An 11,751-nucleotide genomic window follows, 5' to 3' on the forward strand; every position below is an offset into this window, starting at 1 on the left:
CTTGATATTATTGATTCGCCAGAAACTGCAAGTTGATTACAGTCTGGTTAAAGTTATTTACTGCATTGATATAATTCGTTCGGATACCCAAAGCCGTCTCCAGCCCCTGCACATATTCCACATAAGAAATGTCCCCATTCATATACGCCTTTCCAGCATTTTTAGTAATCAGGTCGGCATTAGGCAAGGCTGTGGTTTTATAATAATCGACCAGCGACTGAAACGTATGCAGCTGCTGCAGCTGCTGTTCGTGTTGATTGATCAGCTGCGACTGCATATAGTCGGCATTTTTCTGCTGCATTTCAATGTTGGTCTTAGAAGCCTGTATCTTAGCAATACTGCTTCCTGCAAAAATCGGCAGCGAGATGCCTACTGAAAATCCTTGAAAACGCAGCGAGCCGTCATACGAAACCGTTTCGCCGTTCACCTCCTGGCTTCCCTTGAAAGATTGTATAAAATAGCCTGCCGTAAGGTCTGGCAATAGAGCCGCCTTCTCCACTTTCCGGCTTGCTTCGGCCACATTCACTTGTGCCGCGGCGAGCTTAAGGTTCGGATTCTGCTTCACCAAAGCACTGTCTAAAACAGTTAACGAGGGCAAGGCTGCAAAGACAGTATCGCTCACGGCAAAATCCTCTTTCCGATTCAAAAAAGTCTTGATTTTGGATTTTTCGACCCAGATCATGGCTTCGTTCTGCTTGATGCGTTGTTCCAGTTCCTGCTGCTTTGCCACGGCCGTCGTTTTCTCCAGCGAGTTCGCCTCGCCCGTATCAAAACGGAGCGAAGCCGAACGCACGAACTTTTGCATAAGGCTGTTCTGCCTAGAAAGCATCTTGTTCAATTCAGAATAATACAATATCGCATTCCATGACTGACGGATGTTGAACGTAATTTCCTGTCGGGTCACTCCCGCTTTCAGCTGGCTCAGGTTGCTGTTCTCGATCAGCAGTTTTCTTCTTGCGCCATATTGAAACGGACTGAACGTTTGGGATATGCTGAAATTCTTATCCTGTGCATTCGAATTGATCTGTCCGAACGTTCCCGTCACTTCCGTCTTCGGCAGGTCAAACGCAGTACCTTTTAGCTGCGACTGCATCTTGCTCTCCAGCTCAGACGATTGGATCAGCGAATTGTTCTTTATTCCCGACTCGATGGCTTGTTTTAAATCGAGGCTTTTCGGAACTTCTTGGGCGTTGGCGTTGGCCGTAAAAAGCGCCAAGATTACGATTGAGAGCAATGTCGTGTTTTTGTTCCTTTTAAAACCTTTTTCAAAATAATAATACAAGATCGGCAGTACAATCAGCGTCAAGATCGTTGCAGTCAGCAAGCCGCCGATTACTACGGTAGCTAACGGCTTTTGTACTTCTGCTCCGGCACTGCTGCTGATCGCCATCGGCAAAAAGCCCAGCGACGCTACCAAGGCTGTCAAGATTACTGGCCTCAGCCTTACTTTGGTTCCCTCTTTGATACGTTCATAAATATCGTTCATTCCTTCTTTTTTTAATTGATTGAAATAGGCTATCAGTACGATTCCGTTTAATACCGAAACCCCGAATAATGCGATGAATCCGACTCCCGCCGAAATGCTGAACGGCATGCCCCGAATCCACAAGGCAAAAATGCCTCCGATGGCCGATAACGGAATTGCCGTAAAAATCAAGAGCGACTGTTTTACGGAATTGAAAGTAAAATACAGCAAGATAAAAATCAGTCCCAATGCGATCGGAACCGCCACCATCAAACGCTTGTTCGCGTCGATCAGGTTTTCAAACTGTCCGCCATACGTAGTATAATAACCCTCTGGAAGCACGAGGCTCTTGTCTAGCTTAGCCTGGATTTCTTCAACAACGCCCTTCACGTCCTTGCCTCTCACGTTAAAGCCGACAACAATCCTGCGCTTTCCATCCTCGCGGCTGATCTGCATCGGGCCATCTTCATACTTAATATCGGCCACCTGCTCCAGCGGAATCTGGTTGCCAGACGGCAGCGTAATAAACAACGATTTCAAGTTGGAGATATCCTGTCGGCTGTCGGCTTCCAGCCGCACCACCAGATCAAACCTTTTTTCTTTTTCATAAATCACCCCTGCCGCCTCTCCGGCAAAGCCGATGCGGATGACTCTGTTCAGGTCGCCGATATTCAATCCGTAAAGCGCCAGCTTGTCTTTGTTATAGCGTACCGTGATCTGCGGCAGTCCTGCAACCCGTTCGAGCTTGGCATCAGAAACACCTTCTACGCCTTGAATCAGCTGCAGCGCCTCATCGCCCTTGCTCACGAGCATGTCGATATCGTCTCCGAATATCTTGACGGCCACATCGCTCCGCACGCCTGTCATCAGCTCGTTAAAACGCATCTGTATCGGCTGCGAGAATTCGGTCGTAGCGCCCGGAATATCCTGCAGGGCTTTTTCCATCTTCTCCATCAATTCCTCCTTGGTCTTGGCCGATGTCCATTCTTTTCGGTCTTTCAGCAAGATAATCATGTCTCCTGCCTCAATCGGCATCGGGTCGGTCGGAATTTCGGCGCTCCCTATCTTGGTCACCACCATCTTGATTTCCGGAAACTTGGCCTTGAGCAGCTGCTCCGCTTTGGTTGTCGCCTCGATTTCCTGCGAAAGCGAACTGCCAGAGGCAATGATCAAATGGGTTGCAATGTCCCCTTCGTCTAACGTAGGGATAAACTCTCCCCCTAACGAACTGAACACGAACAACGATACGGCAAACAATCCTACAGCCGCAGCAATGACAATTCCTTTGATTTGTAGCGCCTTCTGCAGTATTGGACTGTAGAATCGCGTAATCGCCTCAATAATCCTGTCGCTTATATTTTTAGTATGACCTGTCTCTTTTTTCAAGACCAGCGCGCTCATCATCGGCACATAGGTAAGCGAAAGTATAAAGGCTCCCAAGATGGCAAACGAAACCGTCTGTGCCATCGGGCTGAACATCTTTCCTTCAATGCCGACCAGCGCCAAGATCGGCAGGTAGACAATCAAGATGATAATCTCGCCAAAGGCCGCACTGCTTCTTATTTTTACGGAGGCTTGGTATACCTCATTGTCCATCTGTTCTGCAGTAAGCACCTCCTTTTTTCGGACCTGCAGCCTGTGGATGATGGCTTCTACGATAATCACCGCCCCGTCGACGATAATTCCGAAATCGATCGCTCCCAAGCTCATCAGGTTGCCGCTTACGCCGAAAAGCCGCATCATGGCGATTGCGAACAGCAAGGCCAGCGGAATCACGGAAGCCACGACCAGTCCGGCACGCCAGTTTCCGAGCAGTAAGACCAATATAAAAATGACGATAAGCGCTCCCTCAATCAAGTTGGTCTGTACCGTATGGATGGCCTTGTTGACCAATTTCGTACGGTCCATAAAAGGCTCGATAGAAACTCCTTCTGGGAGCGATTTCTTGATCTGCTCCATCTTCTCCTTTACTCTCTTGACGACTTCGCCGCTGTTCTCGCCCTTGAGCATCATGACCATGCCGCTCACCTCTTCGCCTTTGCCATCTTTGGTCACGGCGCCATAGCGGATGCTGCTGCCTATCTGTACCTTTGCGATGTCGCGTATCAGGATCGGAATCCCGTTCTGGTTTTTTACTACAATCTTGCTGATGTCGTCGATATTGCTCACCATCCCGATGCCGCGTATAAAATAAGCGTACGGCTTTTTGTCGATATAAGCGCCGCCCGTATTCTCATTGTTCGATTCCAACGCCTCAAATATCTCAGGAATGGTCACATCCATGCTCTTTAACTTGTCGGGCTGCACAGCAATCTCATACTGCTTGAGGTTGCCGCCCAGGGTATTCACTTCCGCTACGCCCGGCGTTCCGATCAGCTGCGGCTTGATGATCCAGTCTTGGATGGTACGCAAGTCGGTCGCATTGTATTGGTCTTCGTAGCCCTTTTTAGGAAATACGACATACTGATAAATCTCCCCAAGTCCCGTGCTCACAGGTGCCATTTCGGGCGTGCCTACATTTTTCGGAATGGCATTCTCTGCCTCCTTGATGCGTTCCGATATCTGGGCTCGGGCCCAATAGATGTCTACATCCTCTTCAAAAACGACGGTCACGACGCTCAGCCCGAAACGGCTGATGGAACGCAATTCGACGATTTTGGGAATTGGCTTTACGGCCTGTTCGATAGGATAGGTGATAAACTGCTCTACTTCTTGCGTAGCCAAAGTAGGTGAGCTCGTAATGACTTGTACTTGGTTGTTGGTAATGTCTGGCAGGGCATCGATCGGAAGGTTGTAAAGCGAATAGCCTCCCACAACGACCAGTGCCAGCGTAAACAGTCCGATAATAAATTTATTATGGATGCTGAAATGGATAATCTTGTCTAACATAGATTATAAATTACTATAATGTTGATTCTATCCGAAAGTATCCGGATTCGTTTGCGGAAATCCCGCGAAAAATCAGCCGACTCTCATCGGCAAAACATTATACTAATTGCGGCGGCTGCCAGATCGACCCGAAGAAGCTGGATGCGATCGATTTGTAAAAACTTGGCGTTTTTGTATAGGAATTTTCAAAATAAGGCACTTCAAAAACAGCAACCGACTGCATGATAATCGGGGTAGTACAGCAGGCGCAGATGCAAAACGGCGTACAGAAATCTTCATGGTGCTGTTCGTTCTGCAATTGCGAAACATGAGACAAGACCGCCGATTCCGGATGCGCATGCGCATCATTGCACGGCAAGACCATCAATACCAGCAGGTACACTGATAAAATAGACGTTAGTATATGCCTTGCTTGTTTCATGGAGTAAATGTAGGAAAAAATAATTTACAGACAACCAAATCAATGCTATAGAATCATCTAGCTACCCTATAGCGGGTAGGGTTTGCCTAAGCAGCCCTAAAACAATACCATTTTGCTGCGGATAGCTCACACAACCCAATACTACAGCCAAAACCACTACAATATGCGACAGCCACTATAAAAACCAACACATTGAAGAACAGAACACTACAAACAAAAAACTAACTTTTTTCTTACTTTATTATTCGCAAAACGAGAATTTGTTACATTTCCTATCTTTCGATTAACGGTACTTCTTATTATTTAAATTTACAGTATTAACCTATTAAATTTTATGTAAAATGAAATCCAAATCACTATTCATTGGCCTGTTTGGCCTAAGCGTTTTATTTGCGAATGCGCAAAATGTTCAATCCAACAGCCTCTTAACGAGCGGCGGGCTCAATGCGGGAAGCGGCGGTGCCGGACAAAACACCTATTACGGATATGAAGCCGGTATGACCAACACATTGGGCAACCACAATACCTTTATCGGTAACTTCAGCGGAAAGTATAATGCCAACTGGGGAAATACCTTCCTAGGGTCTTATGCCGGACAAAGCAACAGTTCCGGATTTGCAAATACCTTTGTCGGTATTGCTGCCGGAGATGAAACCAACGGGCACTCCAATACCTACGTGGGCGCCTATTCGGGTTATTTAAACAACGACACGCACAGCACGTTCCTAGGCCTTGAATCTGGAAACAACAGCTCAGGAGGCTACAATGTCTATGTGGGCGCTGGTGCAGGAGAAGGAGCCATAGGCGAAGGAAACGTTTTCTTGGGCATCCGATCCGGATTCAGCCAGACTATAGACGGCGCTTTTATCGTAGAAAATTACAACTATTCCCAGCCTAATCCGCTTATCAAAGGAGAATTCGCAACTGGAAAAGTCGGAATCAACGTTACAGATTTCCCTTCAACAGCAGGCTCTGTAGATGTATCAGGCTATAAATTCTTCGTCAAAGGAGGGCTTCTTGCAGAAGAAATCCGCGTAGCCACTACCTGGGCCGACTATGTTTTTGAAGAAAGCTACAAGCTTCCATCCCTAAAAGAAGTAGAGCAGCACATTGCCGAAAAAGGACATCTTATGAATGTGCCGTCTGCAAAACAAGTCGAGCAAGACGGTATTTCTGTAGGCGAGATGGCAAAAATCCAGCAAGAGAAAATAGAAGAACTGACGCTTTATATCATCGAGCAGAACAAAATCAATGAAAAACAAGCCGAAGAGCTGAAAGAATTGAGAGAAATGGTACAAAGCCTAGCCGCTAAAAAATAAGATGCTATGAGAAAATGTATACTCTTTCTGACCTTCATTCTTGGGGCAGTACAGCTGCAGGCCCAAGGATGCGTGCCCGACATCACCCTCACTACCTATGAAACAACCACACCTGTCTTGCATCAGGCTTCCAATACCGTAGTGGGTTCCTCCGGCTATGGAGTGAGTCCGGGCTACGACAGCACGCTTCGTGCAGGAGTCTTGGTAGAGCTCAAAGACGATGTCTATATCAAATCGGGTGCCTTGTTTCTGGCTCATATTGCGCCATGCGGCAAGCCAAAAGCAAGACAGCAGGGACTCTCTGACAAGTCTGCCGCTATCTCAGCCCTTATGGCCTACCCGAATCCGGTACAATCGACACTGAACCTTTCTGTAGACCATGCAGAGTTATCAAAAATAACGCTGGCCACGCTCGACGGAAAAGTGATCGCAACGCACGAAGCCAAAAACGAAACGTCGTTGCAATTAGAACTCGGCAACTATTCCTCTGGAATCTACCTGATTACGGTAGAGACCGCTGACGGACAAGTCTTCCGAGACAAAATAGTCAAGAACTAAAAACAGAAGCCCTGTCCATGCAGGGCTTTTTTATTGGCCCGTTAAGCCCGACACGCCAACCCATTTTTTTGCTATATTTGAATCTCATAAAAGCAACCCTGTAGCACTATCTGGTAATATGGATAAAATTCCGGTACGGCATATCCCCGAAACCCAAAAAGAACCCGGCCTGTCCGGCGGCTTCAGCATACGGGATATCCAAGAGCTGCTGGCAGAAAAAGACATGGTGCAAGAACTCCACAGGCACGATTTCTTCTTTATCCTGGTCCTTAAAAACGGCACGGGCTTCCATGAAATCGACTTTACGCCGTATGAAGTCTGCAACCATTCCGTGTTCCTGATGCGTCCGAGGCAGGTGCATAAGCTCACCTTAAAGGCAGGCAGCACCGGATACCTCATCCAATTCCGCAATGATTTTTTCTATTCCCAAAACAAGCTCTCGCAAAGGCTGTTGGGCAAGGCAAGCAACAAGAACTTCTGCTCGCTCGATTCCGAAACTTTCCAAAAGCTAGATTCCATCCTTGCAGCTATCCTAAAAGAGTATACCGACAAGCAAGAAGGCTATGACGAAGTCATCAAATCCAACCTCAGCATTTTCTTTATCGAGCTCGTCCGGCACCGCAAAAACAGAGAGACCGGCGCTGCTGCTATCAATCCCTATGTACAAGAACAGCTTGATAAGTTCCTAGACCTTCTCGAAGCCAACAGCACCCAGCACAAGCAGGTTTCTTATTATGCCGACCTGCTGCACCTTTCGGCCTACCAGCTCAATTCCATCACAAAAGCAGTAATGGACAAGACGCCTTCCGAATTGATCAACGAACACCTCCTGTTAGAATCCAAAAGGCAGCTGCTCGCTACCTCCAACCAAGTAAACCAGATTGCCTACAATCTTGGCTATGAAGACGTTTCCTATTTTATCCGTTTCTTTAAAAAACATATCGGCCTCTCGCCAGAAGCCTTCCGCCATAATTTCAAATAAGTCCTATTCAACTTTATTTTTGTCCTATCCTTCCCCTTGCATCCAGAAGTAACTTTGCACCTGTACTAACACTTCAAACGCAAGCTGTATGAAAACAAGAATGAAACTACTGGCTTCTCTCAAGATATGGATAGTCATCTATCCCTCTATCACGCTGTTTCTCTACCTGTTCGGAAAGCCCTTATCCGTATTGCCCTTATACCAGCGAACCCTGTTGCTCACGCTGGCTTTGGTTCCGTGGATCATTTTTATCGGCGTTCCCTTGGTCGATTTTATCCTCCGAAGGCTTTTGCCCAAAGATTCTAAAAACAGTCCGAGATGAAGGCAAGAAAGAAACTCCCGGCTTCTCCCTCCCGACGCGAATTTATCAAGCAGGGCGGGCTCGCCATGACAGCACTGGCCCTCCCATTTTCAATAACTCCATTTTCAAAATACGACGACATGAAAGACAACAGCACATTTGATGTAATCATCATCGGCGGCAGCTACTCCGGACTTGCTGCAGGCATGGCTCTAGGAAGAGCCTTGAAAAAAGTCCTGATCATCGACAGCGCCAAGCCCTGCAATGCGCAGACGCCCCATTCCCATAACTTCCTTACCCAAGACGGAAACACGCCTGCTGCCATCGCAACCCTGGCCAAACTGCAGGTACAATTCTATGATACCGTTTCTTTTTTCATCGGGCTTGCTATTGGGGGCAAGAAGACGAGCAGCGGTTTTGAAATCCAGACCGCATCAGGCGAGACCTTCCATGCCGGGCAATTGATTTTTGCTACGGGTGTACGCGATATCATGCCCGAAATAAGCGGATTTTCCGACTGCTGGGGAATTTCTGCCATCCACTGCCCCTATTGCCACGGCTACGAAGTGCGCAATGAAACCACCGGAATACTCGGCAACGGAGAACACGGCTATGAAGTATCCCATCTTATCTCCAATTGGACCAAAGACCTGACCCTATACACCAACGGCCCTTCCATACTGACTCCCGAACAGGCAGAAGCCATCCAGAAGAACCGTATAAAAATAGTCGAAAAAGAAATCGAAAGACTAGAGCACGTGAATGGCTACCTCCACCATATCGCCTTCAAGGACGGCACAAGAGCACCGCTAAAAGCCCTCTATGCTCCCAGACCCTTTGAACAGCACTGCACTATTCCCGAAGCCCTCGGATGCGAGCTGACCGAAGAAGGCTATATCAAGGTCGATGCCCTTCAGGCGACAACCGTAGACGGCATTTTTGCCTGCGGCGACAACACTACCCGCATGCGTGCCGTAGCCATGGCCGTTTCGGCAGGAACAATGGCGGGCGTAGCCGCAAGCAAAAAACTAATTTTCGAGGCGTTTTAAGACGCTCATCCTACCCACTTTAAAAAATCACAAGACATGAAAATCATAATCGTAGGCGCAACCGGAACCATGGGAAGACACCTGGCAGCCGCATTTGAAAAAGAACACGAAATCATAAGAGTAGCTTCCAAAGGCGGCGACATACCAACCGATATCACCTCTGCCGCATCCATAGAAAATATGTTCAAGCAGGCAGGCCCTTTTGATGCGCTCATCTCTACCGCAGGACCTTCGTATGTAGGCCCATGGAAGACCATGACCGGAAAAGAATTCCAAAAAGGAATCGACGGCAAGCTGATGGGACAAGTCAACCTGGTGCTCATAGGCCAACACTACATCAACCCGAAAGGCTCCTTCACCCTGATTACCGGAGCGCTGGCACAAGAGCCAGTACTGAACTTTGCCAGCGCGTCGGCCGCCAACGGAGGCGTCGAGGCTTTTGTACGCGCCGCTGCCATCGAATTGGAAAACGGCATCCGAATCAATGCCGTAAGCCCTACCGTCATCGAAGATTCGCCCCAGTATTTCCCTTTCTTTCCCGGCGATATTCCCGTGACCATGAAACAGCTGGAATACGGCTTCCGCAAAAGCGTCTTTGGCGCGAATACCGGACAGGTCATAAAACCCTATTGATGTCTTAGGCCATAAAAAAGCCCTGCTGTTGCAGGGCTTTTTTATTATATCTATCACAGATAGGCTATTTGCGCGACCTTACGGCCTTTACTATCTTAAGATTCTTGTCGTTTCGAAACGCCTCATAAGTGTCCGTTTCGCGTCCGTACAGCGCTACCTTTCCGTTGCTGTCGTTGTGGATGCCCCAGCCGTAGCGTTTTGTCAGCGGCGAAGTCCGGAGACACGCCTGCCCTTTAGAAAAGAACTGTTCCCTTGCCGCCGCGAGCTCGCTTGGAGACAGGTCGTTCCGCAGTGCATATACCTGAAAGAGTATATCGTCTGACGTAAATTGATACGGGTTCTTGCTCAAGAGGTCAAACTGGATATTCGCTATCGTTTTAGCGTCTCCCTTTACAGGCGGCAGTTCTCCTTTTGTGGCCGGACAGTCTTCTGCCGCCTCGATAAAAGTATCTTTGTAGTTGGTGGTATGCGTTTTCATCGGGTATTGGGTCTGCTGTTTTTTTATAAAGCATCCTGTACCAAATATAACCAAAAAGCCATTTCTTGGTAAGGTGCTCTCCTATTTTTTGGCCTTGAGATACGTCTCGATTTCATTTACATACTCCTGCAGCTCGTTGCCCTTCACCAGAATATCCGGCGTTATCCCTTCACCAATGACCTTATATTCTTTCTTGTTTCGGTCTACCAGATTCCCTACCGTCAATATCAGCATGGCGCCGTCAGAAAGCTTGTACTCCGTATTGGCAGATGTCAGCCCCTGCGTATTCTTCCCTACCAGCCTTACGTTTTTCTGTCCCACAAAACTTACCGCGGTAAACTCTCCCGAACTCGACGTTTTTTTGCTTGTCAGTATAAAAATAGGCCTAGAAGCCGTTTTTAATTTCACTAGCCTGTTTTCGAACACATGATCCAGCTTGCCGTCATAAAACACCTTGCCGCCCGAATACGAAAAGTACCTTGTCTTGCCCTGCGGGTCGATATCGCCCACGACCTTTTTCTTGTCCAGAAACGGCTGTATGGCCGCATACATCGGATGGAACATGCCGCCGTCGTTATCCCTCAGGTCGATAATCCATGCCTCGGGGTCGGCCTTGTCGAGCCTTGCTGCTTTTTCATACACCAATCCTACGTACTCTTTCCAATCTTCCTTGTTGAAGTTTCCTATTGGCGGAATCGTAATATAGGCATACTTGCCCGCTATCAGGCTGTCTTTTGCTTTCGGAAAATCGTAGCGTTGGGAATACTGCGCTACCATTTCGGGAACCGCAAAATTAGAATGGCTGTCTTCCAGACTGTGAAGCGCCTGTACAAGCGACGGATAGGTCTCGCGTAGGGTCTTGCATTTTTTTACAGAATCATACGCCGTGCGGTACAGCTTGTCCCAATCGAGCCGGTGCTTGTTTACAGAATACTGCTTCATCACGCCTAAAGCTTCGGTAACATAATTCTTGATGCTGTCGGCTTGTGAATAGCCATCAAGCGAGACAAGAAGCAACAGGGACAGGGCAATCATTTTTTTCATTATCGGTAAGTGTTGTTTATTGGATTGAGTTTGAACAAGGCAAATGCTGCCATTGCCCAGACAGCAAGCCGTATCCTTGGCGCTGCCAGCAAAAAGACAAGCCTGCGCTGCAGGCCTATTCCATTAATTTTAAAGTTATCGCAATCTGACCCAGATGGTAGATATCGTGCTGTATAAGCCCCTCCAGGAGCCTTCTCCAATCGTGGCCGTTCCCGTTATAGGTTTCCTCCAGAAAAGCATCCTCGCGTTTTTCCAAAAGGCCGACCAAGGTTTCAGCGCTTTCATAAAACTCCCTTTTGAGCCGTTCCCAGCCCTCCTGCTTGAGCAGCTCATTGTCTTTCCAGTTCTCCGGACTCTCCATTGTCAGTCCCGTAGGCTGGCCTTTCAGCTTTCCGATAATCGAATCCCTCCATACCGTGATGTGCGAGATCAACTCTGCCACGGTATGCACTCTGGCAACCGGACGTTCAAAAGCCTGCGCTTCCGTAAGTCCGTCGATCTTATTCTTGAAATTCTCTCCATACCAATTCTCCCCTCCGATCACGTTTCTTTGGGTCTTGACGATATGGCTCATGTCTTTACTCTTGTCTTTCATAAACATATGCATCTCTT

General features: G+C 47.9%; 11 protein-coding genes. 6 read left to right on the plus strand and 5 right to left on the minus strand.

What is annotated here, in order from left to right; all coding sequences use genetic code 11:
- Positions 1 to 7: 7 nt before the first annotated feature.
- Positions 8 to 4,354, minus strand: a complete 4,347-nt coding sequence (locus CLV94_RS03810; protein WP_121375110.1) for a CusA/CzcA family heavy metal efflux RND transporter — start codon at positions 4,352 to 4,354, stop codon at positions 8 to 10.
- A 97-nt stretch (positions 4,355 to 4,451) separates the two neighbouring features.
- A complete protein-coding gene (locus tag CLV94_RS03815; protein ID WP_121375111.1) occupies positions 4,452 to 4,775 on the minus strand; it encodes a DUF6660 family protein in 324 nt (107 codons plus the stop codon).
- A 341-nt stretch (positions 4,776 to 5,116) separates the two neighbouring features.
- Between CLV94_RS03815 and CLV94_RS03820 the strand changes: the two genes are divergently transcribed.
- From CLV94_RS03820 to CLV94_RS03845, 6 genes are all read left to right on the plus strand, one after another.
- Complete coding sequence (locus CLV94_RS03820; RefSeq protein ID WP_121375112.1) at positions 5,117 to 6,094, plus strand: hypothetical protein; 978 nt, start codon at positions 5,117 to 5,119, stop codon at positions 6,092 to 6,094.
- Between the two features lie 6 nt (positions 6,095 to 6,100).
- The gene (locus CLV94_RS03825; RefSeq protein ID WP_121375113.1) at positions 6,101 to 6,652 is read left to right on the plus strand and encodes a T9SS type A sorting domain-containing protein; all 552 of its coding nucleotides are present in this window, start codon (positions 6,101 to 6,103) and stop codon (positions 6,650 to 6,652) included.
- Between the two features lie 118 nt (positions 6,653 to 6,770).
- Positions 6,771 to 7,634 carry a helix-turn-helix domain-containing protein gene (locus tag CLV94_RS03830; RefSeq protein WP_121375114.1) on the plus strand — a complete coding sequence of 288 codons (864 nt, stop codon included), beginning with the start codon at positions 6,771 to 6,773 and terminating at the stop codon, positions 7,632 to 7,634.
- 88 nt (positions 7,635 to 7,722) lie between these two features.
- Positions 7,723 to 7,956: a hypothetical protein gene (locus tag CLV94_RS03835; protein WP_121375115.1), complete on the plus strand. Its 234-nt coding sequence runs from the start codon at positions 7,723 to 7,725 to the stop codon at positions 7,954 to 7,956.
- Positions 7,953 to 8,984 (plus strand): NAD(P)/FAD-dependent oxidoreductase, encoded by a 1,032-nt coding sequence (locus CLV94_RS03840; protein ID WP_170148737.1) that lies wholly within the window; start codon positions 7,953 to 7,955, stop codon positions 8,982 to 8,984. Before CLV94_RS03835 ends, CLV94_RS03840 begins: the two co-directional genes overlap by 4 nt.
- Positions 8,985 to 9,020: 36 nt before the next feature.
- Complete coding sequence (locus CLV94_RS03845) at positions 9,021 to 9,617, plus strand: short chain dehydrogenase (RefSeq protein ID WP_121375116.1); 597 nt, start codon at positions 9,021 to 9,023, stop codon at positions 9,615 to 9,617.
- 64 nt (positions 9,618 to 9,681) lie between these two features.
- On the opposite strand, the gene CLV94_RS03850 is transcribed toward CLV94_RS03845, so the two are convergent.
- The 3 genes from CLV94_RS03850 to CLV94_RS03860 all read right to left on the minus strand — a co-directional run bounded on the left by CLV94_RS03850 (position 9,682) and on the right by CLV94_RS03860 (position 11,734).
- The gene (locus tag CLV94_RS03850; RefSeq protein WP_121375117.1) at positions 9,682 to 10,095 is read right to left on the minus strand and encodes a DUF6157 family protein; all 414 of its coding nucleotides are present in this window, start codon (positions 10,093 to 10,095) and stop codon (positions 9,682 to 9,684) included.
- 81 nt (positions 10,096 to 10,176) lie between these two features.
- Entirely contained in the window at positions 10,177 to 11,139 is a 963-nt protein-coding gene (locus CLV94_RS03855) for a S41 family peptidase (RefSeq protein WP_121375118.1), read from the minus strand.
- A gap of 115 nt (positions 11,140 to 11,254) precedes the next feature.
- Positions 11,255 to 11,734: a DinB family protein gene (locus CLV94_RS03860; RefSeq protein ID WP_170148738.1), complete on the minus strand. Its 480-nt coding sequence runs from the start codon at positions 11,732 to 11,734 to the stop codon at positions 11,255 to 11,257.
- Between the last annotated feature and the right edge of the window lie 17 nt (positions 11,735 to 11,751).

The organism is Flavobacterium endophyticum, from assembly GCF_003634455.1.
Taxonomy (GTDB): Bacteria; Bacteroidota; Bacteroidia; order Flavobacteriales; family Flavobacteriaceae; genus Flavobacterium; species Flavobacterium endophyticum.

Excerpts from the sequence above, each read along its gene's own strand:
- CLV94_RS03810 (WP_121375110.1), bottom strand. The coding sequence starts at position 4,354 with ATGTTAGACAAGATTATCCATTTCAGCATCCATAATAAATTTATTATC.
- CLV94_RS03815 (WP_121375111.1), bottom strand. The coding sequence starts at position 4,775 with ATGAAACAAGCAAGGCATATACTAACGTCTATTTTATCAGTGTACCTG.
- CLV94_RS03820 (WP_121375112.1), top strand. The coding sequence starts at position 5,117 with ATGAAATCCAAATCACTATTCATTGGCCTGTTTGGCCTAAGCGTTTTA.
- CLV94_RS03825 (WP_121375113.1), top strand. The coding sequence starts at position 6,101 with ATGAGAAAATGTATACTCTTTCTGACCTTCATTCTTGGGGCAGTACAG.
- CLV94_RS03830 (WP_121375114.1), top strand. The coding sequence starts at position 6,771 with ATGGATAAAATTCCGGTACGGCATATCCCCGAAACCCAAAAAGAACCC.
- CLV94_RS03835 (WP_121375115.1), top strand. The coding sequence starts at position 7,723 with ATGAAAACAAGAATGAAACTACTGGCTTCTCTCAAGATATGGATAGTC.
- CLV94_RS03840 (WP_170148737.1), top strand. The coding sequence starts at position 7,953 with ATGAAGGCAAGAAAGAAACTCCCGGCTTCTCCCTCCCGACGCGAATTT.
- CLV94_RS03845 (WP_121375116.1), top strand. The coding sequence starts at position 9,021 with ATGAAAATCATAATCGTAGGCGCAACCGGAACCATGGGAAGACACCTG.
- CLV94_RS03850 (WP_121375117.1), bottom strand. The coding sequence starts at position 10,095 with ATGAAAACGCATACCACCAACTACAAAGATACTTTTATCGAGGCGGCA.
- CLV94_RS03855 (WP_121375118.1), bottom strand. The coding sequence starts at position 11,139 with ATGAAAAAAATGATTGCCCTGTCCCTGTTGCTTCTTGTCTCGCTTGAT.
- CLV94_RS03860 (WP_170148738.1), bottom strand. The coding sequence starts at position 11,734 with ATGAAAGACAAGAGTAAAGACATGAGCCATATCGTCAAGACCCAAAGA.